Consider the following 26,662-nt stretch of genomic DNA (forward strand, 5'->3'; position numbering starts at 1 on the left):
GGCTGATGGGGCCCGGATCGAACCCCTCGGCCACGATGCCCGGCGACGACTCGCGACTACCGCTTCTCCCGCTGCTCCACTTTGTTCAGCTCGATCAGCAGCCGGAAGATCGCCTTCACGAGGTTCTCGTCCACGTCGAACTGCTTCGCGTTCTCGCCGGCGCGGTCCATCACCGCCTCCTCCTGTGACTCGTCCGTGGTCGGCAGGTCGCGTTCTTCTTTCACCTGCGCGACGGTGTCGGCGACGTAGGTGCGCCGGGCGATCAGTTCGACGATCTCGCGGTCGATGTCCTCGATCTCCTCGCGGAGCTCGTCGAGGGTCATCTCCTCGGGGTTGGATGGGTTCGTGCTCATGAGTCCAGAATGGTCGCCCCGTCGGTTCGGGTAGTAGTCCTGCGGACGACGCCGGGGCGGGCGTCCCACAGTTGTTCGACGCGGTCCAGGTCGGTCGCGGGGTCCGTCGGCTCGGCGACGGCGACAACGCTCGGACCGGTGCCCGACAGCGACACGCCGTTCACGTGCGGCATGGCCTCGACGGCCGGGTCCGTGGAGAAGCCGAGCGCGGCCGAGAAGGCCAACCCGTTGACGGTCATCGCGGTCGCGTACTCGCCGTCGAGCGCGAGGTCCGCCACGAGCTCGGCCATCGGGGCGACGTTCGCGCAGCGGTCGGCGTCGGCGTCGGCGCTGTACGCTCGCTCCGGGGGCGTCCAGACGAGGACCTCCCAGCTCCGTTCGTCGCGGTAGAGCAGCTCGTCCGCGTCGTTGTTCGTGACGGTAGCGCCTCCGAGCATCGACGCCGTGGCGTCGTCGAACGCGCCGGTGACGGTCACGCCCACGTTCCGTGCGGCCTCGACGCCGAGTCGACAGGCGTCGAGGCGCGTCACGTCGACGGCGGGGTCCTGTTGGTCGTCGCCGACGGTGAGCCCGAGAGCGTCACAGGTCGCGAGGACGGTCGCGTTGGCCGCGGCGCTCGAGCTTTTCAGTCCGGCCGCGAGCGGGACGTCGCTGTCGGTCCGGACGGTGCCGCCCTGGCCGTTCCCCCAGCGGGCCGTCGCCAGCGACACGCACTCCTCGACGAGGTCCGTCTCGGCTCCCGGCGCCTCGGCGATCTCGCCGGCGACGTCGTCGCTGTCGGCGGCGAGCTCGACCGTCGCCCGCGTTTCGACGTCGATCGCGAACGCCGACCCGGTGCCCGTCGCCAGGGCGTTCAGTATCGTGCCGGCGCCGAGCGCCGCCGCGCGTCCCTCCATACCGGTGCAAGTCGGAAGGGAGACAAAGGACTGGCGGTCTCGGTGATATCCGTCAGTCCGACTCGCGCCGCCGAACGCGGCCCTTTTGAGGTGTGACCCGCAATTTCGACTATGCCCGCTCCCGCACGCAGTTCCATCGCGCCGAGTACGCTCGGGATCGACCTCGTCGAGGAGGGCGTCGTCGTCGAGTACCTCGACGGTCGAACGACCCTCTACCGCGGCGCGCCCAGCACGGTCGACGGTAAGCTGGTCGCGAGTCCCGGCAAGGAGACCCACGTCCTCGTCACGGACCCAACGGAGACGGAGGGCGTGATGATGTACGTCAACGACCTGAAGACGCACGACGAGATCCTCGAGGAAACCGGCGTCGGTCGCGTCGTCCTCGAATCCGGCGACCGGGAGGAGCTCTTCCCGGGCGTCGTCGTCCGCAACGCAAGCGAGCGCATCGAGGTCGAGGCCGACCCCGACGCGGCAGGCGGTCGCGTGTTCGTCTTCGTCGAGGACGACTGGGGGGAGCAGAGCTACGAGATCACTAGCGCGCCCGACCACGAGCTCGGGACGTTCGGGGAGGATGAGTCTTAACAAGCGCTGGCGCGACCTCGACCGCGAGACGGTTCGGTCCGCCCCTGACCGGCCGGCGTTCTACGAACTCGGCACCAGCGACGGCGACACGGTCGACCGCGGAGCCGGCGTGCTGCGGGACGAACTCAAGGAGGCGCTGACCTACAGCGACGCGACGAAGGTCCGGTGGGAGACCGCGCAGTCGCTGGATCACGCCGAACGACTGCTGGCCGAACATTCCGAAGAAGACTGAGTCGGGTTCTTGGCAACGTGGGGACGCCGTCAGCTCGCGATGTCCCTGTCGACGCCGTCAGCTTTCGATGTCCCGGTAGACGTCGCCCGTGAGGTCCTGGGTCATCCGGCCCGTTCGTTTCGACCCGGACAGCTCCGCAGCCTCGAGGTCGTCGACGAGCGACCGATAGGCATCGCTCGTTCGGAGCTCCCCGCGGAGCTTCGTTGCCTCCAGCATCGACCGTTTGACGGCGTTCGCGTAGTACTCGCGGGTCTCCGCTGAGAGACTCGCGGTGAGCAGCCCGGCCGCCACCGCCCGCTGTAGCGCCTCGCGATCGACCGGTTTGACGAGGTAGGAGTCGAGGGGGGCGTCGATCACGTCCACGTCCGGCGGGACTGCCGAGACCATCACGACGGGGACGTCGTGGCCCTGCTCGCGCAGCCCCGCCAGCACCTCGTCGCCGTTACGCCGGGGCATCCGTCGGTCCAGCAGGACGAGGTCGACGTCGTCGTCGACGGTCTCCAGCGCCGTCGGGCCGTCCGTCACCGTCCGAACGTCGTACGTAGGCTCCAACCAGGTGCGGAACATCTCGACGATGCTCGGCTCGTCGTCGACGACCAGCACGGTCTCGGCACCCTCACTCATTAGTGACCACTCGGGGCGACGTTCCCGACGATACCCTCGCTCGATAGCCCGGCGGAGACGAAGAACGTGTTCTCATACAGTTCACCTGCTTGTGTACAGACAGGGGACAGGGGTATGTTCGCTGCCAAAGTGTGTAGGCCACGTCGCGGGTGACGTACCGCACACCGAACCCTACGACATCGAACTAGCCCGCGGCTCAGCGCCGAACGAGCCGTTACTCGCCGCGCTGGACGATGCCGGCGTGGACGCCGGCGCGCGATTTCGCCCCGTCGGAGCAGCTGATGAACTCGGCGTTCGCGCGAGCCTGGTCGATGGACCGGGCGCCGCAGTAGCTGAAGCCGGAGCGGACGCCGTGAGCGAGCTCGTCGACCACGTCGGCGACGTCGCCACGGTACGGCGTCAGCCCGGCCGCCCCCTCGCTGGCGCCGATCTGGATGTCCTTGTCGGAGCGCTCCTCGTTCGCTTCCCTGGAGGCCATCCCCCGCGAGACCTTGTACTGGCCGTCCTCACGCTCGACGAGCTCGCCGGGCGCCTCCGTCGTGCCCGAGAACAGCCCGCCGAGCATCACGGCGTCGGCGCCCGCGACGAGCGCCTTCGCGATCCCCGCCGACGTTCGGATCCCGCCGTCGGCGATGATCGTCACGTCGTAGCGCTCCTTCACCTCGCTCGCGTCCAGCACCGCGGTCAACTGCGGGACGCCGGCGCCGGCGACCTCCCGCGTCGTGCAGTGGGACCCCGGCCCGACGCCGACCTTGATGCAGTCCGCGCCCGCCTCGGCCAGGTCCTCAGCCCCGGCCGTCGTGGCGACGTTGCCGGCGACGAGCGGCACGTCGAACTCCTCGTCGAGCGAGGCAACGACGTCGAGGCAGCGCTCCATGTGGCCGTGTGCGACGTCGACGACGAGGGCGTCGACGCCGGCGTCGACGAGGGCGGCGGCACGAGCCTGTGCGTCCTCGTCGATCCCCAGCGCCGCGCCCACCTGCTCGCCGGCGTCGACGACGGCCTCGACCTCGTCGACCATCTCTTCCAGCGTGAGGAAGCGGTGGATCACGCCGAGCCCGCCCTCCTGAGAGAGGGCGATGGCGAGGTCCGCCTCGGTTACGGTGTCCATCGCGGCACTCGTGATCGGGAGACCGAGCTCGAGTCCGGGCGCCAGCTCGGTCGAGAGGTCGACCTCGGACCGTGATTCGACCGGGGAGCGCTGCGGCACTAGCAGGACGTCGTCGTAGCTCAGCCCTTCGCGTATAGCAGTCATCGTACCCTCAGCAACGAAGCGAGGTCCAACGGTTAAGGATAGCGATCCGTCCAGGGGTCTGGCCGAACCCTCGGTGACGAGGCTGGACTACTGCAGGTAGGAGGGATCCTCCCCGTCGCAGGAGCCCTCGTGCTGCTTCGCGTCGTCCCGGTCGTCGAACAGCAGCCCACAGACCTCACAGGCGTACCACGTCATGTCGTCCCGCTCGGTTGTCTCGACCATAGTACGACGTGTTCCGCCCAGCGCCTTTACCGTTGTCCCACCCTCAGGAGGCGACCCTCGACAACTCCGCTGCCCGAGAACCCCCAAGAGAGCTCGGCTTCGCGGGATCCTGTCCCGGCAGGCCGATCCAGCCTGATCCGCATCGGTCGAAACGAGACAAGGGTAAAGGTGGGGGGCTCGTAAGTCGTGGGCATGAGCGATTCCTCGAACGCGGCCACCGCGGACGTCGAGCTGACGGTCCGGGCCGCGGCGAAGCGGGACGCCGGACGCGGTATCGCCCGGCTTTCCGACACGGCGCGCCAGCAGCTGGGCGTCCTCAGTGGCGATAGCGTCCGGATCTCCGGCGAGCGCGACGCCGTCGCGAAAGTGTGGCCGGGCGGCGCCGCGGCCGAGGAGGGGGCGATCCTCATCGACGCGGACACCCGCGCGAACGCCGGCGTGAAGGTCGGCGACGCGGTGCGGGTGTCGCCCGTCGACGTCGCCGACGCCGACGCGGTGACGATCGTCGCCCCCGAAACGCTCGCGAACGCCGACGTGAGCGAGGAAGCAGTCAGGACGGCGCTCGCCCACGAACTCCGGAATCGACCACTCCGCAAGGGCGACGCGGTCCACGTCGAGCGCGTCGGCGGCCTCCGGTTCGTCGTGAGCGACACCGAACCCGGGGGCACCGTCCGAATCACGGAGGACACCGAGGTCCGGATCACCATCGCGGAGCCGGAATCCGGCGGCGAGAACGCGACGAAGACGAGTGCCGGCACGGACTCGGGGACCGTTGCAGGACCCGGTGAACGTCCAGCCGATACCTCGAGTGCAGGTACGGCCGGCGAGGACGGCGCCGCCGAGGATGCCAACGCCGAATCGACGACGACGCTCGAGTCGACGGGAGCGGAGTCGGTTAGCGGCGGCCAGCGGCAGGGCGCCACCTACGAGGACATCGGCGGGCTGGACGACGAACTCGACGTCGTTCGCGAAACGATCGCGCTCCCGCTCTCCGAACCCGAGGTGTTCAGCCGGCTCGGCGTGGAGCCGCCGAAGGGAGTCCTCCTCTACGGCCCGCCGGGGACCGGGAAGACGCTCATCGCCCGCGCCGTCGCCAACGAGGTCGACGCGACGTTCATCACCGTCGACGGCCCGGAGATCACCTCGAAATATAAAGGGGAAAGCGAGGAGCGGCTCCGCGAGATCTTCGAGCACGCGGCCGAGGAGGCCCCCTCGATCGTCTTCTTCGACGAGATCGACTCCATCGCCGGCGAGCGCGACGACGGCGGCGACCTCGAGAACCGGGTCGTCGGCCAGCTGCTCTCGCTGATGGACGGGCTCGACGCCCGCGGCGACGTGATCGTCATCGGTGCGACGAACCGTGTCGACACGCTCGACCCCGCCCTCCGGCGCGGCGGTCGCTTCGACCGCGAGATCGAGATCGGCGTGCCCGGCGAGGACGGTCGCCGGCAGATCCTCGACGTCCACACGCGCCGGATGCCGCTCGCGGACGACGTCGACCTCGACCGCCTCGCGGCCCGCACTCATGGCTTCGTCGGCGCCGACCTGGAAAGCCTTTCCCAGGAGGCAGCGATGACGGCGCTCCGTCGCGCTCGGGAGGACGACGGCGACCTCACGGACGTAACGGTGACGCGCGACGACTTCGAGCACGCGATCGCCGTGGTCGAGCCGAGCGCGATGCGCGAGCACGTCGCGGAGACCACCTCGACGACCTTCGAGGAGGTCGGCGGGCTCGACGACGCCAAGCACAAGCTCCAGCGCGCCGTCTCCTGGCCGCTCTCGTACGGCCCGCTGTTCGAGGCTGCCAATGCCGACCCCCCGACCGGCATCCTGCTGCACGGCCCGCCGGGGACCGGAAAGACGTTGCTCGCGCGGGCCATCGCGGGCGAGAGCGAGGTCAACTTCATCAAGGTCGCGGGCCCGGAGCTGCTCGACCGCTACGTCGGCGAGTCCGAGAAGGCCGTCCGCGAGGTGTTCGAGCGCGCCCGCCAGGCCGCTCCGACCATCGTCTTCCTCGACGAGATCGACGCCATCGCGACCGAGCGCGGCACTGGCGGTGGCGGCGAGTCGGGCGTCGGCGAGCGCGTCGTCTCCCAGCTCCTCACGGAGCTCGACCGCGTCGCCGACAACCCGAACGTCGTCGTCCTCGCGGCGACGAACCGTCGGAACGCGCTCGACCCCGCCCTGTTGCGACCCGGTCGCCTCGAAACGCACGTCGAGGTGCCGAACCCCGACGTCGACGCGCGGCGGGCCATCCTGGACGTCCACACGGAGGGGAAGCCCCTCGCCGACGACGTCGACCTCGACGAGATCGCCGAGGCGACCCGGGGCTACTCCGGCGCGGAGCTGCGAGCCGTCTGCCGGGAGGCCGCCCTCGTCGCGATCCAGGCGGTCGCAGACGAGTACGGCGACGAGGCGGTCGAGCACGGCTACGCCGTCGAGGTCACGGCGGCCGACTTCGAGACCGCGCTCGACTCGGTGAACGCGTCCGGGGTCTGAGGCGGTTCGCGGGCCGTCGCCGGCATCGTGTTCGGGGAGGTAGGCGATCCGGTCTCCAGGGCGTGGCTGCTTATAAACAGCCCCCGTCCCACGAAGCCGAGATCGGCCTGGCCGAAGGAGGTATCCGCTGCTCGGATGAGAGGGTATCATCCAAAAGACACTTACCTGCGTTCGGGGTCGTGAATTATATGCTACCGGATTCCAGGCGGAATTTTTTGCGATACGGAATCGCCATGATTTCGGGGAGTCTGGCGGGATGTACTGCTCCCTCCGATCGTGATGGTCCGTCTGGCCGGGATAGCGAGGCTCAACCGACTGCTCGGGATAGCGAGACGGAGTCGCCAGGGCGGACCAGCGAGACTGAATCGACTGTTCAGGCTAGCATCGAAGATCTGAATCCGACCGCATCCGTCGTCACGCAGGCATCGAACGAATCTCCAGCCAAAATTAAACTGTCCCTCGAGAACACACTTGCTGTTCCGGTATCCGTGTACCCGGGAAGCCTGGGAATGTACGCGCTCGAGTTCCTCTCTCATTTAAATGGGGAGATGGGCGAGATTATGTTGTATCCTGGAGACACTGGTCGTGTCATAATTATAAACGGCGAAAGCCCGGAGAGGCCCGTCGATGGCTGTTGGCGGGTGCCCCCTGACGAGGAGGATGCGAGAGGCCCCTATCTCGCGGGGAATAATTATCCCAAGGAAGTCGAGATCGCCCCTGCTGAAACGTACAGCGTTCTGCACGACGCGTATTACCTGGGACCCGACTCACACTGCTTCCCGGCTGACACGTATAAAACGACAAACGAGATCGAAATCGGCGAAGAGGAGCGGACACCCGTGGAACTAACGTATTCAGTCGAGGTTGGGTCCGAAGGGCAGTTCGAGGCCGCTGTCGAGTACGGGGAGTGAGCTAGATCCGCTCGATTCTATCTGGTAGTACACTGACCAGCTGAATGCCCTTCCGAGGCACCGGGGCGATCCCGGTTCGTCACCGTTCTCTCGTCCCGAGAAGCAGGGACCCAGCCAGGGCAACGATCGTCGCGACCACGCCGAAGCCCGGCGTCGAGGCCTCCGTCGTCGGCGCGTCGGGTCTCGTTGTCAGCGTTCCCGGCTCCGTCGTGGGCGTCCCGGTTTCCGGGGGTTGCGTGGGTTCAACGATCACCGTCGGTGTCTCGGTCCTGTTTCCGTCTGTGTCCGGGTCAACGGTGGTCGAAACGGGCATCCCGCCGACCCGATACCGTTCGTCGGCCTCCGAGAGCGTGCGGGAGCGATCGGCGTCGCGATGGAGGACGACGCGGTACGACGAAGCATCCTTGCCTGCGTATGTGAGCGGGACGAACACGTCATCCGTCGTCCCCGAGTCGAGCGCTTGCGTACCGACCAGCACGCCGTCCGGGGTGTACACCGCGACGATCGATGCATGGGACGCGCGGACGGAACGCAACACGAGCGACTGGGACGTTACCGGGTCGTCACGAACCCGCAACGAGGCCTCGGGTTCCCTGACGACGACGCGAAGCCCGTCGGGTTCGCGTTGGCCGGTGACGGCGTCCCCGAACTCGACGGTGAACCGGGTACCGTTCGGAACCCCCGAAAGGTCCAGCGACACGACGAATCCCGGCGTGCCGGTCAGGTTCTGGGTGCGGACCGTCCGCGTCAGTGTCCGATTTATACCGCCCGAGACGTTCACAGTCACCTCCGTTCCGGGCGCCACCGTCGTCGCGACGACGAGTTCCTGGGCCGCTGCAGGGGCCAGCGTCACTGGCTCCTCGCGCGCCCGCGGAAACGCGGCGAAGCGTTCGATCATGCGGTGGTCAGCGCTCTGCAGGTCCCGAGGTGGGTCGCTATGGAGGTCGCCAGCGTGCATGGAAAAGCGATACGCGAACCCCATCCCGGGACTGGACCCGATGTGGACGGGGCCGCCCTGGGTTCCCTCCCACTCGCCCCAGAGTCGGCTAGTGTCGATCACCAGGTAGTACGTGTCGTTCTCGGGCTGGGGGACGAGGTGCGTGGCGCTGCTGTTGCGGACGTCCGGCGTGAGCGCTTCGCGTGACGGCGAGACAGACTCGGGGGGCTGCTCGACCAGGAACGTCGCGTTCGTTTCATGGAGCGCCGCCCGGAAGCGAGCGAGTGGGTCCCCCTCGGCGATAGCCATCGCACCTTCGAGCCCGTGGGCCTCGATCGCGACGACGAGCGTCTCGTTCGTCGCCACGGGCAAGTTGTCAAAGGTATCAGGGTCCTCGAGGCGACGGCGCGAGTCGACCCGAGTGGCGGCTTGCTTCGAGTCGTGGATCGACTCGACCGTCTGCAGCTCCGAAGCCGCTCCCGCTGGTGCACGCCAGAGACGCAGGTCCCTCGCTACGGGCCGGCCGATGATGATCTTGGTCTGGTCCACGACCGTCCCACTGCCGTCCCGTACGGTGAGCAAGTATTCCTCGGCCTCGAACGACCCGTTGGCGGTCGCGTTCGTCTCGACGTCGAGCGAGTCCGACGTGACGCTGATCGCGTCCGAGCCGTTCAGGTGCGTGTTCAGGTGGAGCGTCACCTGGCCGGACTTATCGCCGCTACTGAGGTTCACGACTCCTTGATATCCCGGCCCCTCGATCGTCACCGATCCCTCGAAACAGAGGAGCATCTCGACGTCAACGACGTCGCCGACGGCCTCGAACTCGACCGAACTGATACTCGGGAAACACCCCGTGTCGGTGCTCTCGGGACCTGAACCCGGCCCAGGATCGGCTGCTGCAGTGGTGGGACCGGCCCCGGCGGCGCCGGCAGTACCGGCCACAGCAGCGGTGACACTTATAAAGATACAGAGGACGACCGCGATCCACAGGACTCGACGAGCGCGGCGAGTGGAGGGCATTGCTCCAAACCTCCACCGATTCTGACATAACCTTTGTGGAGGGACCGATGGGATCCTCGGGGTCCGGAGCGCCTCGTCAGTCCCAGAACGCCTGCGTCCGGGCGTACTGCCGCTCCTGCTGGAGGATGTCGCGGTAGAAATCGTCCTCGTTCTCCCGGAGCTTCGAGATGATCCGCGCGGCGTTGTGCGGGCCGACGCCGCGGGCAGCCATCGCGATGACGGCCTGCTTGCCGTGGGCCTGCACGAGGCTGCCGGCCTGGAACGCGCGCTCGGTCAGGCGCTCCTGCTCCTCGTCCTTGTCGTCGGCGCGGACGGCCTTGACGGCCTCCTCGTCCCAGGGGTTGAGGGCGGCGACCCGCGTCGAGTCGCACTCGGGGCAGGTCGGCTGGTCCTGGATGCGACGGACCTTCGTCTTGTGCTTCCAGTCCTGGCAGTGGAGGCAGAAGAGGATGACCCGATCCTCCCGGATGCGGTCGCGGATGGCCTCGATGACGCTCGCGTCGGCGTTCTCCGGCACGAGGAACTCGCGGCCGGACGAGGAGCCGGCGGACCCGAGCGGGGTCCGCTCCCTTGCGGCTTCGAGCTCGATCGCGCCGTCCTGGATCCCCTCCAGCACCGCGGCGGTCCCCTCGATCTCGAGGTCCGTATGGAACACCTCGCGGAGGGCCTCCTCGTAGACCGGCGTGTCCTCGAGCGCGGCGAGCAACCGGTCGCCGCCGAAGCGACCGTTCCCCTCCCGGTAGCGCTTAAGCGAGCCGAACTTCGCCGCGACCTGCGCCAGCGTGAACTTGAGCGCGTCGGAGTTTTTTAAGGCAAGTTCGAGATACGCCTCCAGGTGCGCCGGGTCGGTCGTCTCGAGGATCTCCATGACGGTGCCGGGGTCGACGGACTTGGGGACCTCGAGCTCGATCCGGTATGGGCCGACGTCCATCCCGATCGACGAGCCCGTTCGCTGGCCGATGAGCGCCGAGAGGAGGCGCGCGAGCGTCTCGTTGACCTCGTGCCCGAAGGCGGCGTTGACGACGATGCTCCGGCCGAGGCCCTCGACGACGACGCGGTCGTCGGTCGGCAGGGGGTGGTCGGCCTCGACGTGGTTTTCGATGGACTCGAGGGCGGTCTTCGTCGTGTGCTCGTCGGTCGGATACCGCTCCGTGAGACCGCGGGCGACGGCCTCGGGTGGGGCGCCGTCGCGGAGTCGTTCGCCCGCCTCCCCGCGCAGGCGACCGACCTCGCCGGCGACGGGCTTCGGGACCGGGATCTCCTGGCCGACCCACGACGGGACCTCGCCCGCGGGGTCCTCGATGGGCGCGACGTTCACCTGCTCCTCCTCCTCGTCGATGTCGTTGATGCGCCACATCTCGCCGCGCTGGATGAACGTCTCGCCCGGCCCGGCGAAGTTGACGACGAAGCGTTCGTCGAGCGTCCCGATCTGGGTCCGGGAGGACATGTCGTAGACGTCGTACGTCGACTCGTCCGGGATCATCGAGAGGTTGGCGTAGAAGTACTGCCACGTGCCCCCGGACTTCTCCAGCGTGCTGGTCTCCTCGTCGAGCCAGATCAGGTGGTTACCGTCGAGCTCGCGGACGACCTCCTGGAACTCGGGTTCCGTGAGGTCGTCGAACGGCGCCGCGTTCGTGATGATCTCGTAGGCCTTCCGGGCGTGGATCTCGCCGTTGTCCATCACGATGCCGACGATCTGGTTCGCGACTGTGTCGAGGCTGCCGTCGTGGATGTTCGCGGGCTCGACGAGCCCCTCCTCAGCGCGGCGGGCGATGGCCATCGCTTCGAGCGTATCGTCGGCGTCGCTCGTGACGATGGTGCCGTGCGAGACCGCCTCCCGGCTGTGGCCCGCGCGCCCGACGCGCTGGAGCAGGCGGGCGACCTCGCGCGGACTCCCGTACTGGACCACGTGGTCGACGCGGCCGACGTCGATGCCGAGCTCCATCGAGGAGGTACAGACGAGCCCGTCGATGTCGCCGTCCTTGAACCGGTCCTCGACGTCGATGCGGACGTCCTTCGAGAGCGAGCCGTGGTGGACCTCGACGGTCGTGTCGCGCCCCTCGTTGATCGTCTTGAACCGCGAGCCCAGCCCCTCGGCCGTCTGACGCGTGTTGACGAAGATCAGGGTCGACTCGTTCGCCTCGACGACATCCGAGATCGTCCGGACGTGGCTGGCTACCTGCTCAGTCGCCGCGAGCTCGCCCGAGATCCGGTCGTCCGCGTCGGTGATCTCGGGATGGACGACCTCGAAGTCGGTTCTGGTGCCGGCGTCGACCTCGACGATCTCGAAGTCGCGGTCGCCGTCTCTGGTCGGATCGCGTTTTCCGGTGCCGACGAGGAACTCGCCGACCTCCTCCGGCGAGCCGACTGTCGCCGAGAGCCCGATGCGCTGGTACGGGCCGGCGACCTCGCGCAGGCGTTCGAGGCCGACCGTGAGCTGGGCCCCGCGTTTCGCGGACGCGAGCTCGTGGACCTCGTCGATGACGACGTGCGCGACGTCCTCGAGCGTCCGGCTCATCTTCGACCCAGTGAGGATCGCCTGCAGGCTCTCCGGCGTCGTGATGAGCACGTCCGGCGGGTCCTCGGCCTGCTGGCTCCGCTCGTACTGGGTCGTGTCGCCGTGGCGGACCGCGACCTCGACGTCGAGGTAGTCGCCCCACCACTCCAGCCGGTCCATCATGTCCCGGTTCAACGCCCGGAGCGGGGTGATGTACAGCGCGGAGATCCCCTCGCGCGGCGGGTCGCCCGGGACGTCCCGCGCTTTCGCGATGTGGTCGAACACCGGCAGCATCGCGGTCTCCGTCTTGCCCGTCCCCGTGGGGGCGAGGACGAGCGCGTTCTTCCCGGCCGCGAGCGGGGGAATCGCCCGGCGCTGCGGCTCCGTGGGCGTCGTGAAGCCGCGCTCCGAGAGCGCGTCGCGAACCGTCGGGCCGAGCCGCGTGAACGCGTCCATCCCCGAAACCGTCCCCTCTGCCATTACTCGTGATCGGGACGCGACCCGATTAAGCCCGTCGCCCTCGGGGGTGCGGAAACCGGGTTCGGGGCGACGGTCGCCCGCCCTCGGGACTACCTATATACTCCTGCCCGTCGGAGTTCCGGTATGGAGATCGGCGTCACCGTCGGCGGGTCGCTCGACCGCGTCGACCGCGTCGGCGCGGCGTTCGACTTCGTCGAGCTGTCGATCGGGGAGGGGGAGCTCGCCACGGCCGACCACGACCCGGAGGCGGTCCGCGAGCGCGTCGGCGACACCGACCTGCTCGTTCACCTGCCGTTCCAGCAGGTCCTCGCGACCGATTCCCCCGAGCTCAACGAGGCCATCGTCGCCTACTACGACCGACTCCTCGCCTGGGCCGGCCGCGCCGGCGCGCGGAAGGCCACGTTGCACGCGACCGCCCGAGATCCGCACGACGTGCCACTGCGCGACGTCGTCCGGAGCCAGCTCGAGGCCGTCCGGGAGTCAGCCGAACGCAGCGGCGTCGAGCTCGTCTTCGAGAACGTCGACCATCAGGCCCAGGGGCTGCCCACCTCCGTCCTCGGCGACGTCGCCGGCGACGCGGACACGAGCGTCTGCTTCGACGTTGGCCACGCCTACCTCGCCGAGGACCACAGCGGCATGGAGCGCTTCCTGAAGCACCACGGCGAGCGCGTCTCGCACCTCCACGTCCACGACGTTCGTCGGCGCGGCGACACGCACCTGCCGCTGGGAGCTGGCGAAGTCGACCTCGGTCGGGTTGCGGAGGCGTTGCCCGACTTCGACGGGATCGTTGCCATCGAGGTGTTCACCGACGACGTGTGGCTCCTGCACGATACCGCGAAACGCGTCGCGAGCGCGTTCGGCGGGAGCTTTCTGACCGGGTAACGTGCTGTCCATCATCGATTGCGTTGTTTTCGCCAATGGAATTCGTAGTTGCCGGGCGATAGAGACCATGGTTGATAGGCAGGTTCAACCGAGATTTCTCCTGACCCACCGCTTATAAACAGGAATGATGGGTGCGGACACCGCTACACCGGATGCTCAGGTGCAGACGCTGCTATGCTTGACAGCACCGCAAACACCCAGAAAGCCCTCGGCCGCTCGCGGTCGCTGAGCGACATATCCGCGCCTCTCCGCACAGCCCGGCGCGGATAGGGGTCGGCTCAGCGACTCCGTTACACCGCGACCGGCCGTCGCCCTTTCAGTCCACCAGGACAGCACCGCAACAGCACCACCCAGCTACCGCAAGCCTCGGCCCTCCCCAACCTCGGCCGGGGCGCGCCGGCACCGCACCGCCGCGGTGCGCCACCGGCCTCCCTCGCACGCGTTGCTCGCGCGCGCCAACCGCCCCGCAACGCACGCCAGACAGCCGGCGAGCGCCGTCCGCCAAAGAACCGCCGCGAGCGAGGCACAAGCCACCACTCCTGGGTGGGACTGAAAGGGGCAGCCGCTGAGCGGGAAGCCCTGCGAAGTAAGCACCGCAAGCCGGCGAACGAGCGACCGGAGGGAGCGAGTGAGCCGGGTGAGGAGCGCAGCGAGCAGCGCGAGCGCTCAGCGGCTGGGGCTTTCTACGTGTTCCGAGTGGTGTCGCAAGCGACGACCGTCGACTCCATTTATAAGGGCGACCGCTCAGCGGCCGGGGATTTCTGGGTATACCGAGTGGTGTCGCAAACGACAACGTCCGACCTTATTTATAAGCGCAAGCAGTCAGCGGTTGAAGCTTTTCAGGTGTCGTCGACGCCGTGGAAAGCGACTGTCAAGCCGATGATCTTCGTCCAGAAGCCCAACCAAAAGCCCTCTTAGAAAATCTGTTTTAAAAGAGTCGAACCAGTTCAGACGACCAGGCTCTGCCCGTCCAGTTCGCCTTCGTCGTACTCGACGTCGAGCAGCTCCATGATCGTCGGCGCGACGTCGTAGAGGTTCACGTCGTCGAACGCGACGTCGTCGTTGTCGACGTACAGCACCGCGTTGTCGAACTTGTGCATGCCGTTGCGCGGGCCGTCGGCGAAGACCGCCTCTTTCTCCTTGAAGCCGGACTTGAGGTCGAAGCCGTCGGTCGGGATGACGACGAGGTCCGGGGCGATGTCCGTCCACTCGCCGGAGAAGACCTCCTCGCCCTTCACGATGCGGCGGCAGACGTCGCGGCCGTCCGGGGCCGTGAAGGACTCGAGGTCGTCGATGAGCTCCTCGCGGACCTCCTCGTAGTCCTCCTCGGCGACGACGCCGCCGGGTTCGCGACCTTCGAGGTTGATGTAGAAGCGGCCCGGGATGAGCGAGTAGGCGCGGGCGTCGCCGATGTCCTCCAGCGACTCGTGGTCGTCGGTGTCGTACTCGAGCCAGCCCTCGTCGGCGAGCCACTGGTTGCAGTTGACCTCGTAGTCGAGGCCGGTGAACCCGTGGTCCGAGGCGACGATGAGCGTGGTGTCGTCGTCGAGCGCGTCGCGGATCTGGCCGATGTAGTCGTCGAGGGTGCGGTAGAACTCGAAGAACTCCTCGGCGTATTCGCCGTCCTCGAGGTAGTCGCGGAAGAGGAAGTGGTTGACGCGGTCCGGCGTCATGAACACGCCGAAGAAGAGGTCCCAGTCGTCCTCCTCGATGTAGTGCTGGAAGGCCCGGTGGCGGGCGTCGAGCGTCTCGTGGGCGTTCTCGACGAACTCCGACTTGTCGTCCTTGTGCCCCAGCTTCGCGTTCGTGTCGATGCGGTAGTCGAACTCCTCGAGCGTCCGCCGCAGCTCGTCGTCGCTCGCGGCGTCCTCGACGGAGGGCGACAGGAACCCGGAGACCTGCCGCTGGATCGACGTCGACGGCGGGAACGTCACGGGGACGTTCATGACGGTCGCGTCGCCGCCGTCCTGGGTCACCGTGTCCCAGATGCGCTCCGACTGGACGTCCCGGCCCATCGGGACGTAGGTGTCGTAGGACCCGACGTCACGGTCCTGGAAGCCGTACACGCCTGTCTTGCCCGGGTTCGTCCCCGTCGTGAGCGACGGCCAGCAGGCGCTCGATTCCGGCGGGACGATACTCTCCATGCTCCCTGCGGTCCCCGATTCGCCGATCGCCGTGAGGTTCGGGAAGACGTCCGGGTTCTCCGCCACGAGATCGTGGGGAACGCCGTCGATCCCGAGGAAGACGACTTGCTCGTCGGATCCGCGCAGCCTATCGAACAGTCCCATAGGTCTATCGGGCAGCCCCAACGAAAAAAGGCCTTCTGATGCTGCCGTCGCTGCCACTCTCTGCGACGGCGGCGGCGATCCGGTCGCGTCGCGGTCCCGTCCGGTGGTCGGTCCGAGTCGCGTAACTTTTTCACGGATACCGACCGAGTCCAACTCGATGCAGACAGTCATCCACCGGCTGCTCGGTCGCGCGACCCGGCAGTTCGTGGACGACGTCAGAACGGACCCGTATCTCAAGTACATCCTCCTCGGTGCGACGCTCCTCTGCGGCTTCTGGTTCTGGCACCGGATCCCGAACTTCGCGACGCGGGACGAGCACAGCCGGCTCATGGACGTCCTCGTCGCCGTCGGGACCGTCCTCGGCGACCCGAGTCTCGAGTCACTTCGGGAGGGCGTCGCCTGGAGCCGCGTCCCGTTCGGCGCGACGTTCTACCTGTTCGGGCTCGCGGTGCTGCCCGTCGTCATCGTCGCCGCGATCGTGGGACAGCTCGACGCCTTCCTCCACTTCCGGAACCCGAGCTGGGAGTTCGGCTTCTACGAGTCGTGGGCGGCGACGCCGGAGTGGATCTGGATCGCGAGCCTGGCGCTGATCCGGCTGTTCAACGTCGCCCTCGCGGTCGGCTGCGTCTACGTGACCTACCGCATCGGCGCGGCGAGCCGGGACCGGGCGACGGGCCGACTGGCAGCGATCCTCCTCTCGCTCACCTTCGGCTTCCTGACGATCGCCCACGAGGGCGGCGAGGACATGCCCGCCGTGTTCCTGCTGCTGACGACCGTCTACTGCTGTCTCCGCTACGTGCAGGACGGCGAGCGGACGCTGTTTCACGCCGCCAGCGCGCTCGGCGGGCTCGCGATCGCGTTCAAGCTCACGATGGCGCCGGTCGTGGTCCTGATCGGGCTCACCCACGTACTCCGTGCCGTCGAGGCGCCTGGGAACTGGCGGACCGAGCTCCGCCGCCCGCGACTTCTCGTCAGGGGTGCGAGTCTCGGACTCCTCTTCATCGTCCTCGGGTTCCCGACCGCGCTCGTCGGCCACGTCGACATGGTGGTCGTTCGGATCTTCGGCGGCTCGACCGGGCGGATGGTCCACGCGACCGGCCCGGACGCGCCGATCTGGTGGTGGTTCCTCCGGGGCTACTTCAGCGCGCTCGGACTCCCGCTGTTCGTCGCCGCGGTCGGCGGCGTCGTCGCCAGCGCCGCTCACCTCGCGCGGCGGCCGACGGAGCGGACCGAGTCGGTCCTCATCTTCGCGACCCTCGCCCTGTTCGTCCTCCTGTTCTCGCTGTGGCACGACTTCCGCGTGCATCACCTGCTTCCGACGTTCCCCTTCATCGCCCTCCTGCTCGCGGCGTCGCTGGAGCGCCTGCGCGAGCGACGACCGCCGGTCGCGCGGCCCCTCGTCGCTGTCCTCCTGCTCACGACCGCCGTGTACGCGGGCGTCGGGACCGCGGGCTTTGCGTCGATGCCGCGCGACCAGGCGACGGACTGGCTCGAGGAGAACGCCGCCGAGAACGCGACGATGGAAACGTATCGGCGGAACATGCAGGACGCCGCCGTCCCCCACTCGATGGACGTCAGCCACGCGTACGGCGCCGACCCCGACGAGCTCGAACCCTGCCCTGAGTACATCCAACTCGGCTACCGGGACCTCCTGTATCTGAAGCCCGGGACGTACTACCGAACCGAGCCGAACAGAAGAGCGTACGTCCGCGACCTGCTCGAAGGGGAGTACAACTACGAGATCGTCGCCGAGTTCGGCGAACGGCCGCCGAACTTCGTCCCGCAGCGCGCGACGCCCGGCTCGGCCGTCGACCTGCTTCGCTACGGCATCGTGCCACAGACCGACCAGTACGCGGACGAGCAGGAACTCGCGCCGAACCAGTACACGATCATCCTCGAGCAGACCGGCGAGTGCGACCGTTCGCGGAGGCAGCCGTTCTGAAGCTCGCCGATGCCGCTGTTCTGAAGCTCGCCGACGCCGCCGTTGTGATCGAAGTGCACGCGTGACTCGACGGTCGGTCCTTCGTATCGTCCTGAGCCGTGCCGAACCGCGCCGGACCGCGCCGAACCACTCCGAACCAACCCGAGACAGCTCACTCCGGCGACACGCTTGCCAGGTCCATCCCGAGCGACGGGTACCACCCGAGCAGTGCGGGCAGGTAGACGCCGAGGATCCGGTCGATGAGGATCACGGGAACGACCACGTCGCTCGGGACGCCGAGGGCGACGAACACCGCCGACGCCGTTGCCTCGGTGACGCCGATCCCGCCCGGCGTGATCGGGAGCAGCGTCACGCTGTAGGCCGCGACGAGGTACAGCGGGAGCAACAGCGCCGGCTCGAACGCGACGCCGAAGCTGCCCAGGAGGAGCCACACCCGGATCCCCGGCGCGAGCACCAGCGCGCCGGTCCAGCCGACCGCGTAGCGCAGCCAGACGCCCCAGTCGGTCGCGAGCGACTGGAACGACGCCGTCGACGACGCCGTGAACTCCGGAAGTTTTCGCACGCGCTCGGCGAGGGCTGCGCCGACGCGTGGCACGCGCCGCGCAACCGCGACGAGGACGCCGACGAGCGGGTCGAGCAGCGCGAGGTTCGTCCCGGCGACGAGTACGAAGACGCCGGCGACGAGGTACATCGCCGTCGACAGCGCGAGGACGACGAGCAATCCGACCGAGAGCCGGCGGTAGCTCACTGCGATCCCGGCGATAGCGGTCACACCGTACAGCAGCGCGTACATCCCCGTGTGGACGCCCGAGATGGCCGCCGCGTCGGCGTAGGCGACGCCCGTGCGGCTCCGCAGGACGAAAGGAGCGGCGACGCGGCCCGAGAGCCGGGAGGGGAGCAGCTGGTTGAGGAAGTTGACGACGAGGTCGACGGCGCCCGCGCCACGGAGCGAAAGGGGATGAATGGGAACCGTGACGACCTGCCAGGTATAAAAGCGCGCCACGATCCCGGCGACCGTGACGACCGCGAGTGCAGCGAGCGTGGGGCCGTCGATACGGAGGAACTGGGACGCTGCTCGCTCGATGTCGATCTGGCCGAGCAGCCACGCGAAGGCGGCGATCGCGATGGCGTACTTGGCGGCCGTGATCGCCACTCCACGCCGGGAGGTGTTCTCCACGGCGTCGAAGAGACCCGTCATCGTTCCTCCGACACGGGCGTTCCGTCCTTGCCCCCGTTCTCGCCTCCATCTTCAACTCCATCCTCGCCCAGGTCCGCGTCGGCGAGCACGTCCCGCGCGGTCGTGAACTCGAACGGCTCGTCCAGGATTCGCTCGACGGCGCGGCGCATCCAGTCGCCAGTCCGGAAGTAGACTCGCTTCGGGACGCCCTCGACGGCCGGCAGGTCGACGAGCTCCCAGGGATGGACGTAGAGGACCGGCGTGATCCCCCGCTTCGCGAGCCGCCGCATCCCGAGGATCGTGTAGCGCGGGCCGAAGAAGCGCAGCCAGGTCCCGGTAAGCGGCAGCCGGAGACCGGGCATCACGCTCGTCGGGAGTTCGGCAACCGTCGATGGCGCCCCCTCCTCGACCGCCGACGCCGGCGCCGGGGCGTGGAGGTCGTGCTCACCGCCGTACCAGCCGGGGATCCAGCGACTGGCGACGACGCTCGAATCGTACGCGTAGCCGGCGTCGGCCAGGTCGGTGAAGTGGTTCGGACCTATGTCGAACGCGGGTGCGCGGAACCCGGTGACGGTCCGGTCGGTGACGCGCTCCAGCACGTCCTTCGAGCGCGCGAGCTCCTCGCGGCGCTCGTCGGCGTCCAGGTCGGACAGGAGGCGGTGGCTGTGCGTGTGTGAGGCGATCTCGAAGTCGGCCCCGGCCAGGTCGCGGATCGCCTCGGGATACTCCTCGGCGACTGCGGAGACGACGAAGCAGGTCGTCGTCGCGCCGCGGTCGGTAAGCGCCTCTCGGAGGAACTCGATCCCCTCAAGGCCGACGCCCTCTCGGTCGGTTTCGCCCGTCGCGTTCCGGTAGGCCGGCGTCTGGGAGAAGAGCTCGACGTCGACGGAGAGGACGGCGTTATTCGGCATCGTCCCGGTCGCCGGGGTCGCCCTTCCCGGCCATTGGGTCGCTGTCGTCATCGTCGGACGCAGCGTCCTCCATCGTCTCTACCTGCTGGCGCAACAGGCTGAGCTCCTCGTTGACGCGGGACAGGCGGCTGTACAGCGTGCTGATCCGGGAGAACAGCATCGTCACGACGACGAACAGCGTCAGGTTCGAGACGATGAGGATCGCGCGGCCCTTCTGTTCGAGGCCGAGCACGGTCGCGACGAACTCGAAGGTGTCCTGAAAGAGCGCGACGAAAACGAGCCCCAGGCCGAGCACTATCGACATCAGGAACAGCGGAATGGCCTCGCGGCCGCGGGTGGCGATGCGGTAGCCATTATAAAGGAAGCCGAGCCCGACGAGCAACGCGACGAGGTTGACGAGGGTGAAGTGGTCGAGCATGGTCATCGGAAGATGAGGACGCGCATGATGACGTCGGCCATCCGGATCGGGTACAGCGCGAACGTGTCGAGGGTGAACTGCGACTCGCCCTCCTCGCGGGTCGGCATCTCGACGGACACCTCCTCGATCCGTTGCCCGCGCTTGCTCGCCTCGAGCGTCTGTTCGACCGCCCAGTGGCTATCGGAGGTGTGGAGGATCTCGCGGAGGGCGGAGACGCGGTACACGCGGAAGCCGCTCGTCACGTCCGTGATGTCGACGCCGCCGAGCACGTTGACGACCGTCGTGAAGAACTGGATGCCGAGTCGCCGGACGATGGGATAGTCCTCGAAGGAGCCGTTGAGGTAGCGGCTCCCGATCACCATATCGCAGTCCTCAGCAACCTCGAGGAGGTCCGGGATCCGTTCCGGGTCGTGTTGCCCGTCGGCGTCGACCTGGACCACGAACTCGGCGTCGTTGCGGATCGCATACTGGTACCCCGTCCGCACGGCGCCGCCGACGCCCGTGTTGAACACGTGCTCGACCACGGTTGCGCCGCGGTCGCGGGCGATGGCGGCGGTGCCGTCGGACGAGCCGTCGTCGACGACGACGACCTCGTCGACGTACGGCTGCGTCCCGGCGATCACCGGACCGATCGTGTCCGCTTCGTTGTACGCGGGAATGACAGCAAGGGTACGCACCAGTCGGAGGAGGGTCCCTTGCTCACTTAGTGGTTCCGTTTAAACGGGGGTGTCGCTCGCCGGTTGCTCATTTGCGCCCACCTCCTGTCGCTGCCACCGGACGAAAGCGACTAATGAATCACCCGGCTTTGTCGGGGTATGACCCGGACGTTCGTCGTCGGCCTCGACGGCGCGAGCTGGCGCCTGCTGGACCCGTGGATCGAGGACGGGACGCTGCCGAACCTCGCCGCACTCCGCGAGGAGTCCTCGTGGGCGGAGACCCGGAGCTGCCTGCCGCCCGTCACGTTCCCGAACTGGAAGTGCTACTCCTCCGGGAAGGACCCCGGCGACTTCGGCGTCTACTGGTTCGAGCGCGTCGATCTCGACGCGGAGACCATCGAGGTGATGAACGGCGGCGACTTCGACACCGTCGAGCTCTGGGACTACCTCAACGACGAGGGGCAGTCGGCCGGGATAATCAACATGCCGACGATGTACCCGCCCCGCGAGATCGACGACGTCGTCGTCGCCGGCGGCCCCGACGCCGTCGAGGGTGAGTACCGGTCGATCGACTCGGGGTACACCCACCCGCCGGGGCTCGACGACGAGCTCGCGGACCGGTTCGACTACAGCGTCCACCCCGAACCGTTGCTTTCCGGCAACGACGAGCGCGGGGCGGAGGTCGACGCCATCCTCGACCTCCTCGAGAAGCGCTTCGAGGTCGCGGTGACGCTGGCCGAGGAGCGTGACCTCGAGTACGTCCACGTCACCCTCTTCTACCTCAACGTCCTCCACCACTTCTTCTGGGACGAGGAGCCGTCGAAGCGCGCTTGGCAGCTCGTCGACGAGTGGATCGGGAAGCTCGACGACATGGAGGACACGAACCTCGTACTCATGTCGGACCACGGCAGCGCGCCGACGACGACGGAGTTCTACGTCAACGAGTGGCTGGCCGAGCAGGGGTACCAGGCCCGCGAGCGCACCGTCGAGGACGTCCTCCGTCCGCTCGGGCTGGACCGGGAGAACCTCCTGCGCGTCGCCAAGAAGGCCGGCGTCGTCGACCTCCTCGCTGAGACCATTCCCGAGCGCATCCAGCAGCTGATCCCCCAGCGCGAGGGCGCCAAGCGGGCCCGCAAGCTCGAGGCCATCGACCTCGACCGCACGCAGGCCGTCGCCAGCGGGCAGGGGCCGATCTACCTGAACGACGATTTCGACGTTGAGCGCGTTCGCGAGTCGCTGATGGCGGACCTCCGCGAGGTCGAGGACGAGGAGGGGAAGCTGTTCACGGGCGTTTATAAGGGCGAGGAGGTGTACGACGGCCCGTACGTCGACGAGGCCCCCGAGATCGTCGTGGACATGCGCCCGGGCGTCCACGTCAACGACGGCATCGGCGGCGGCGAGGTCACGACCGCACCCGACCGCTGGGCCGCGGAGAACACGCCCCACGGCATCTTCCTCGCGAGCGGCCCGGACTTCGAGGCCCGCGGACAGCTCGACCAGATGAGCATCCTCGACATGGCGCCGACGCTACTCGCCGCGCACGACTGCGACGTGCCGACGGACATGCAGGGCGAGGTGCTGCCCGTGTTCGACGAGGACCGGACGTGGGACTCGCGCGAGCCGCTCTCGCTGGGCGGTACCGGCGCCGCCGAGGATTCCGAGGAGGTGGCTGAGCGGCTGCAGCAACTCGGCTACATGGAGTGAGAGTGGTTCGGCCGAGTCGAGCGTGACAACGACCCGTGACGGAACAGCCCTCTTTTTAAATAGAACTATTGAAGACTGACTCGGAACGGAGAGCGACCACTCACTCGGGGTCGTACGGGTTTGCCGCCGAGTCGAGCCGGTACACGTCGCCTACGACGTCGAAATCGTCGTCGAGGGCATAGAGATACCCCAGTTCATCGGTCTGCATGTGTGCGACGATACAGGCGTCGACGAGCGAGAGGGGCTCGTGCCGTCTGAACAGCGCTTTCGCGGTCGCGAAGGCGTCGCTGCTGAGTGTCTCGACGTGGAATCGAGCGTTCTCCTCGATGCGGTCGAGAAGGTCGACGGCTGCGTCGTGCCCTGCGTGGGTCGTGAGCCCGTTGATCGTTTCGGCAAGCACGTAGTCGAGGACGACGGCCTCGGGGAGGGACCCGTCGTCGATCCCACGGAGGATCGGCAGCGCGTCGTCGTGGGCGCTGTCACGGCGATAGGCGGCGGCGAAAAGGACAGTCGTGTCGACGAGTGCTCGCGGCATCACTCGACGTCGACGCCCCAGTTATCGTGGTCCGACGTGACGTCGGTCGCTTCCGCCCCGTCGTATCCGTCGAACTCCGCGAACGTGCCCGGCTGCTGTCGGACGACCTCCACGCGAATACTGCCGTCCTCCTCGACGTGCCAGCGGAGGTGGTCGCCGTCGTCGATGTCGAGCTCACGGCGCACGCGAGCCGGGATGTTCGCCTGGTTCCCGGAAACCTTGCTCTCGGCGTCGACGCGCTCACTACTCATATGGTAGTCTCGGGCCTCTTCAGGTAAAAACCTAGTGTGGGGCCACACTACCCGCCGAACTCCGGCTGACAGCCGCAGTCACCGGCTCGTCACAGCTATCGACAAGCCACCGCGATACGGAAAGGCTCTTTTCCCACCGGCACGGCAACTCGCGGTATGAGCGAAGAATTTCCGGCGTACGTAGACGTCGACTACACTGACGGCGAGGGCGAGGACCCCGCCGATTACCCGTCGCTCCAGCACAAGATCGAGAAGGCCATCGACGTGACGCGCCAGGGGCTCGAGGAGTACGAGAACCCGGCGGTCATGTGGACCGGCGGGAAGGACTCGACGCTGACGCTGTACTTCATCAACGAGGTCGCCGAGGAGTTCGGCTACGAGAAGCCGACCGCGGTGTTCATCGACCACTTCCAGCACTTCGACGACATCACCGACTTCGTCGAGCGCTGGGCCGACGAGTGGGACATCGACGTCGTCTACGCGCGCAACGAGGACGTCGGCGAGTACGTCGACGAGCACGGCCTCGAGCCGGGCGACGACATCCCCGTCGATGCGCTCAACGAGCAGAACCAGCACCACATCCGCGACATCCTCGAGTACGAGGAGGACGACTTCCCGTTCCTGCTGGACACCTACGTCGGGAACCACCTGCTGAAGACGGTCGCGCTCAACAACGCGCTGGAGGAGTACGGCATCGACGGCGTCATCTCCGGCGTCCGCTGGGACGAGCAGGAGGCCCGCGCCGACGAGACGTTCTTCTCGCCGCGCCACGACCCCGACATCTACCCGCCCCACGACCGCATCCAGCCCATCCTGCAGTTCGCGGAGGCCGACGTCTGGGACGTCTTCTGGAGCTACGTCGTGCCGGAGACGGTCGAGGCGTTCCCGGACGAGGGCTACGTGCCGGAGTCCGCCGAGGACCTGCCCGAGGGCGTTTCCCAGGAGGACGTCCCGATCTCGCCGAAGTACTTCGCCGGGTTCCGCTCGCTCGGTAGCGAGGTCAGCACCGAGAAGACCGAGGAGGAGCCCGCCTGGCTCCAGGACCTCGAGAACACGACCGAGCGCGCGGGCCGCGCCCAGGACAAGGAGGACCTGATGGAGCGCCTGCGCGACCTCGGCTACATGTAAGCGCGCCGGACCGCCTTCCACGCTTTCACCGTTCTTTTGCCGTCGGCGGCGAGTGACCGTTCCGTGAGCGACGCTTCGTCCCCTGACGAGTATCCGATAGCACCGCGCGTGTTCCGCCAGCTGCTCGACGGCGCCGGCGACGGCCTGTTCATTATCGACCCGGAGACGGGCGACCTCGAGGACGCGAACCGGACCGTGGCCGAGTGGCTCGGCTACGAACCCGAGACGCTCCGCGAGATGACGATTTTCGACTGTCAGACAACGTTCGCCGAGCCCACGGAGTGGCGGGCGTTCGTCGACCGGGTTCGCAACGAGGACGGCGTCCGGATCGAAAACGAGATCCGAACGAAGGATGGGTCGACGGTCCCCGTCGAGGGAACGATTAGTGTCGTCGCGGTCGACGGCGGGGAGCACGTCGTCGCCATACCGCGGAAGCTGGATCCCGAGGCCTAGGGAGCTTCCGTCTCGCCGACGCTACTCCTCGTCGTCCTCGTGCAGCCGGTCCAGCTGCTGGCTACGCTCCCGGTGGAGCATCAGGATCATGTCCGCGAGCATGCCGAACATCAGCAGCTGGATCCCGAGCAGGATCCCGGCGGCGGAGACCATGGCGAGGATCTGGTGACCGATGCCGAAGGCGATCCACTCGTAGAGCACGTACGCGGCGACGGCGAGCCCGGCGGTCGTCGACGTGACCCCGACGCTACCGAAGTAGAACAGGGGATTGCTCGTTTTCGCCTTCCGGTAGAGCTCGATGAAGATCACGCCGCCGTCCCGGATCGGATTGAGGTTCGTGTCGGAGCCGCTGGGCCGGGGGTGGTAGGTGATCGGGACGACCTCGACCGTCTGGTTGCTCTTCGCGCATTCGACGGCCATCTCCGTCTCGATGCCGAACCCCTCCGCAGTCAGGTGCATCTCAGCCACGGATTCCCGGGTGAACGCCCGATAACCCGAGAGGATGTCCCGGTAGCTCGCGCCGTGGATCGTCCGGAAGGCACCGTTGATGATGCGATTGCCGACCTTGTTCAATCGGCTCATCGCGCCCGGGCGCATGTCCGCGAAGCGGTTGCCGATGACGTGGTCCGCGTCGCCCGCGAGCAGCGGCTCGAGCATCGCGTCGGCGTCGGCGGCGTCGTAGGTCGCGTCGGCGTCGGCCATGAGGACGTACTCGGCGTCGATGTGGTCGGTCACGGCCTCGCGGACGGCCTGCCCCTTGCCCGAGCCCGACTGGACGACGACGCGCGCGCCGGCTTCCTCGGCGAGGCGACGCGTCTCGTCGTCGGAGCCGCCGTCGATGACGAGGACGTTGTCGAGGCCAACGTCGACGAACTCGGCGACGACGGTGCCGACGGTCTCGGCTTCGTTCATCGTCGGCAGGAGAACGCACACGTCGTCGTAGTCGGCCATTACCTGTCGGAACAGGCGGCGGGTTAAAAAAGGGTTCCAATTATGGCGTCGATCGAGTGCCCTTCCGGGGGTGGGTCGGGTTTCCTGGTGTCGTGGTTATCGGATACTATGTCCCGGACCTCGCTGTGCTTGTCGGCAATACTGGTCCTGAAAAGTTCTCGACAGCACTGTGATAACCTCGTGATTCCTCAGTCGCTCTGGCTTATAAATTGGATGTGCAGGTGCAGATGCCCCCCACGCCTTGACGGCAACGTAGACTCCTTGAAAGCCATCGGCCGCTCGCTATACGGAGGTTTGGGCAGGTGACTCGGTCTTGCTCTCGACAGCAACGTGAACGCCCAGAAAGCCCTCGGCCGCTCGCGGTCGCTGAGCGACATATCCGCGCTCTCCGCCGCGAAAGACGTTCCGGGCTGCCTGCAGTAGCGGGCTGCCGGGCTGCGACTTTCTGGCCTTCGTTCACTGCGTTCACGAAGACACCGCCCGCGCGGATAGGGGTCGACTCAGCGACTCCGTTACACCGCGACCGGCCATCGCCCTTTCAGTCCGCCAGGACCGAGACCGCCCAGCAACCGCGACGGCGACCGCACCGCAACCGCAATTCCTCGTCCTCCCCAGCCTCGACCGGGGCGCGCCGGCACTGCACCGCAACGCGCGGCGCGCCCCGGCCTCCCTCGCACGCGTTGCTCGCGCGCGCCGTCCGCGCCGCCGCAGCGACGGCCCGCCAGCCGCCGCGAGCGACGCCCGGCCAGCACTCCTGGGCGGGACTGAAAGGGGCAGCCGCTGCGCGGGACGCCCTGCGAAGTAAGCACCGCAATCCCGGCAAGCGAGCGACCGAAGGGAGCGAGTGAGCCGGGTGAG

The 26,662-nt window shown here is 67.6% G+C and carries 24 protein-coding genes; 9 read left to right on the forward strand and 15 right to left on the reverse strand.

The genetic code is table 11. The features are described 5' to 3' along the window. Positions 1-56: 56 nt before the first annotated feature. Both ACQE3M_RS06720 and ACQE3M_RS06725 read right to left on the reverse strand, forming a co-directional pair. Entirely contained in the window at positions 57-353 is a 297-nt protein-coding gene (locus tag ACQE3M_RS06720; protein ID WP_430504791.1) for a chorismate mutase, read from the reverse strand. Beyond that, positions 350-1,249 (reverse strand): shikimate kinase, encoded by a 900-nt coding sequence (locus tag ACQE3M_RS06725; RefSeq protein ID WP_430504793.1) that lies wholly within the window; start codon positions 1,247-1,249, stop codon positions 350-352. The genes ACQE3M_RS06720 and ACQE3M_RS06725 overlap by 4 nt, the downstream gene beginning before the upstream one ends. Positions 1,250-1,360: 111 nt before the next feature. Here ACQE3M_RS06725 and ACQE3M_RS06730 point away from each other — a divergent pair, with 111 nt between their 5' ends. Together ACQE3M_RS06730 and ACQE3M_RS06735 are read left to right on the forward strand one after the other, a co-directional pair. Beyond that, entirely contained in the window at positions 1,361-1,831 is a 471-nt protein-coding gene (locus tag ACQE3M_RS06730) for a DUF5796 family protein (protein WP_430504795.1), read from the forward strand. Then, a complete protein-coding gene (locus ACQE3M_RS06735) occupies positions 1,821-2,063 on the forward strand; it encodes a DUF7508 domain-containing protein (RefSeq protein WP_430504797.1) in 243 nt (80 codons plus the stop codon). Before ACQE3M_RS06730 ends, ACQE3M_RS06735 begins: the two co-directional genes overlap by 11 nt. Before the next feature lie 57 nt (positions 2,064-2,120). On the opposite strand, the gene ACQE3M_RS06740 is transcribed toward ACQE3M_RS06735, so the two are convergent. From ACQE3M_RS06740 to ACQE3M_RS06750, 3 genes are all read right to left on the reverse strand, one after another. Continuing rightward, positions 2,121-2,687 carry a response regulator gene (locus tag ACQE3M_RS06740; RefSeq protein WP_430504799.1) on the reverse strand — a complete coding sequence of 189 codons (567 nt, stop codon included), beginning with the start codon at positions 2,685-2,687 and terminating at the stop codon, positions 2,121-2,123. A 214-nt stretch (positions 2,688-2,901) separates the two neighbouring features. After that, on the reverse strand, positions 2,902-3,942 hold the full coding sequence (locus ACQE3M_RS06745) for a guanosine monophosphate reductase (protein WP_430504801.1): 1,041 nt from the start codon (positions 3,940-3,942) through the stop codon (positions 2,902-2,904). An 87-nt stretch (positions 3,943-4,029) separates the two neighbouring features. Continuing rightward, positions 4,030-4,164 carry a DUF7128 family protein gene (locus tag ACQE3M_RS06750; RefSeq protein WP_430504803.1) on the reverse strand — a complete coding sequence of 45 codons (135 nt, stop codon included), beginning with the start codon at positions 4,162-4,164 and terminating at the stop codon, positions 4,030-4,032. 192 nt (positions 4,165-4,356) lie between these two features. Between ACQE3M_RS06750 and ACQE3M_RS06755 the strand changes: the two genes are divergently transcribed. Both ACQE3M_RS06755 and ACQE3M_RS06760 read left to right on the forward strand, forming a co-directional pair. Further along, complete coding sequence (locus tag ACQE3M_RS06755; protein ID WP_430504805.1) at positions 4,357-6,663, forward strand: AAA family ATPase; 2,307 nt, start codon at positions 4,357-4,359, stop codon at positions 6,661-6,663. 509 nt (positions 6,664-7,172) lie between these two features. Beyond that, entirely contained in the window at positions 7,173-7,574 is a 402-nt protein-coding gene (locus tag ACQE3M_RS06760; protein ID WP_430504807.1) for a hypothetical protein, read from the forward strand. 79 nt (positions 7,575-7,653) lie between these two features. On the opposite strand, the gene ACQE3M_RS06765 is transcribed toward ACQE3M_RS06760, so the two are convergent. After that, on the reverse strand, positions 7,654-9,453 hold the full coding sequence (locus ACQE3M_RS06765) for a DUF7282 domain-containing protein (RefSeq protein WP_430504809.1): 1,800 nt from the start codon (positions 9,451-9,453) through the stop codon (positions 7,654-7,656). A gap of 154 nt (positions 9,454-9,607) precedes the next feature. Next, the gene (locus tag ACQE3M_RS06770) at positions 9,608-12,508 is read right to left on the reverse strand and encodes a DEAD/DEAH box helicase (protein ID WP_430504811.1); all 2,901 of its coding nucleotides are present in this window, start codon (positions 12,506-12,508) and stop codon (positions 9,608-9,610) included. A 123-nt stretch (positions 12,509-12,631) separates the two neighbouring features. Here ACQE3M_RS06770 and ACQE3M_RS06775 point away from each other — a divergent pair, with 123 nt between their 5' ends. Beyond that, positions 12,632-13,390, forward strand: a complete 759-nt coding sequence (locus ACQE3M_RS06775; RefSeq protein ID WP_430504813.1) for a sugar phosphate isomerase/epimerase family protein — start codon at positions 12,632-12,634, stop codon at positions 13,388-13,390. A 947-nt stretch (positions 13,391-14,337) separates the two neighbouring features. On the opposite strand, the gene ACQE3M_RS06780 is transcribed toward ACQE3M_RS06775, so the two are convergent. Beyond that, positions 14,338-15,678 (reverse strand): alkaline phosphatase family protein, encoded by a 1,341-nt coding sequence (locus tag ACQE3M_RS06780; RefSeq protein ID WP_430504814.1) that lies wholly within the window; start codon positions 15,676-15,678, stop codon positions 14,338-14,340. A gap of 157 nt (positions 15,679-15,835) precedes the next feature. Between ACQE3M_RS06780 and ACQE3M_RS06785 the strand changes: the two genes are divergently transcribed. After that, on the forward strand, positions 15,836-17,620 hold the full coding sequence (locus ACQE3M_RS06785; protein ID WP_430504816.1) for an ArnT family glycosyltransferase: 1,785 nt from the start codon (positions 15,836-15,838) through the stop codon (positions 17,618-17,620). Positions 17,621-17,771: 151 nt separating this feature from the next. Here the strand turns inward: ACQE3M_RS06785 and ACQE3M_RS06790 are convergent, their stop codons facing one another. Genes ACQE3M_RS06790 through ACQE3M_RS06805 form a run of 4 tightly spaced genes read right to left on the reverse strand, consistent with a single transcriptional unit; the run spans position 17,772 to position 20,803 of the window. After that, positions 17,772-18,818 carry a lysylphosphatidylglycerol synthase transmembrane domain-containing protein gene (locus ACQE3M_RS06790; protein WP_430504818.1) on the reverse strand — a complete coding sequence of 349 codons (1,047 nt, stop codon included), beginning with the start codon at positions 18,816-18,818 and terminating at the stop codon, positions 17,772-17,774. Then, the gene (locus ACQE3M_RS06795) at positions 18,815-19,708 is read right to left on the reverse strand and encodes a polysaccharide deacetylase family protein (RefSeq protein WP_430504820.1); all 894 of its coding nucleotides are present in this window, start codon (positions 19,706-19,708) and stop codon (positions 18,815-18,817) included. Before ACQE3M_RS06795 ends, ACQE3M_RS06790 begins: the two co-directional genes overlap by 4 nt. After that, entirely contained in the window at positions 19,698-20,132 is a 435-nt protein-coding gene (locus tag ACQE3M_RS06800) for a DUF2304 domain-containing protein (RefSeq protein WP_430504822.1), read from the reverse strand. The genes ACQE3M_RS06795 and ACQE3M_RS06800 overlap by 11 nt, the downstream gene beginning before the upstream one ends. Next, positions 20,129-20,803 (reverse strand): glycosyltransferase family 2 protein, encoded by a 675-nt coding sequence (locus ACQE3M_RS06805; RefSeq protein WP_430504824.1) that lies wholly within the window; start codon positions 20,801-20,803, stop codon positions 20,129-20,131. Before ACQE3M_RS06805 ends, ACQE3M_RS06800 begins: the two co-directional genes overlap by 4 nt. A 138-nt stretch (positions 20,804-20,941) precedes the next feature. Between ACQE3M_RS06805 and ACQE3M_RS06810 the strand changes: the two genes are divergently transcribed. Beyond that, positions 20,942-22,486 (forward strand): alkaline phosphatase family protein, encoded by a 1,545-nt coding sequence (locus tag ACQE3M_RS06810; RefSeq protein WP_430504826.1) that lies wholly within the window; start codon positions 20,942-20,944, stop codon positions 22,484-22,486. A gap of 100 nt (positions 22,487-22,586) precedes the next feature. Here ACQE3M_RS06810 and ACQE3M_RS06815 read toward each other — a convergent pair whose 3' ends face one another. Both ACQE3M_RS06815 and ACQE3M_RS06820 read right to left on the reverse strand, forming a co-directional pair. Next, a complete protein-coding gene (locus tag ACQE3M_RS06815) occupies positions 22,587-23,021 on the reverse strand; it encodes a PIN domain-containing protein (RefSeq protein ID WP_430504828.1) in 435 nt (144 codons plus the stop codon). Next, entirely contained in the window at positions 23,021-23,272 is a 252-nt protein-coding gene (locus tag ACQE3M_RS06820; protein WP_430504830.1) for an AbrB/MazE/SpoVT family DNA-binding domain-containing protein, read from the reverse strand. Before ACQE3M_RS06820 ends, ACQE3M_RS06815 begins: the two co-directional genes overlap by 1 nt. 156 nt (positions 23,273-23,428) lie before the next feature. Here ACQE3M_RS06820 and ACQE3M_RS06825 point away from each other — a divergent pair, with 156 nt between their 5' ends. After that, entirely contained in the window at positions 23,429-24,400 is a 972-nt protein-coding gene (locus ACQE3M_RS06825) for a phosphoadenosine phosphosulfate reductase family protein (RefSeq protein ID WP_430504832.1), read from the forward strand. Between the two features lie 63 nt (positions 24,401-24,463). After that, positions 24,464-24,853: a PAS domain S-box protein gene (locus tag ACQE3M_RS06830; protein ID WP_430504834.1), complete on the forward strand. Its 390-nt coding sequence runs from the start codon at positions 24,464-24,466 to the stop codon at positions 24,851-24,853. Between the two features lie 21 nt (positions 24,854-24,874). Here ACQE3M_RS06830 and aglJ read toward each other — a convergent pair whose 3' ends face one another. Beyond that, complete coding sequence (gene aglJ, locus ACQE3M_RS06835) at positions 24,875-25,804, reverse strand: S-layer glycoprotein N-glycosyltransferase AglJ (RefSeq protein ID WP_430504836.1); 930 nt, start codon at positions 25,802-25,804, stop codon at positions 24,875-24,877. Positions 25,805-26,662 lie beyond the last annotated feature (858 nt).

This window comes from Halosubterraneus shenae, assembly GCF_050510935.1.
Taxonomy (GTDB): Archaea; Halobacteriota; Halobacteria; order Halobacteriales; family Haloferacaceae; genus JBDGPU01.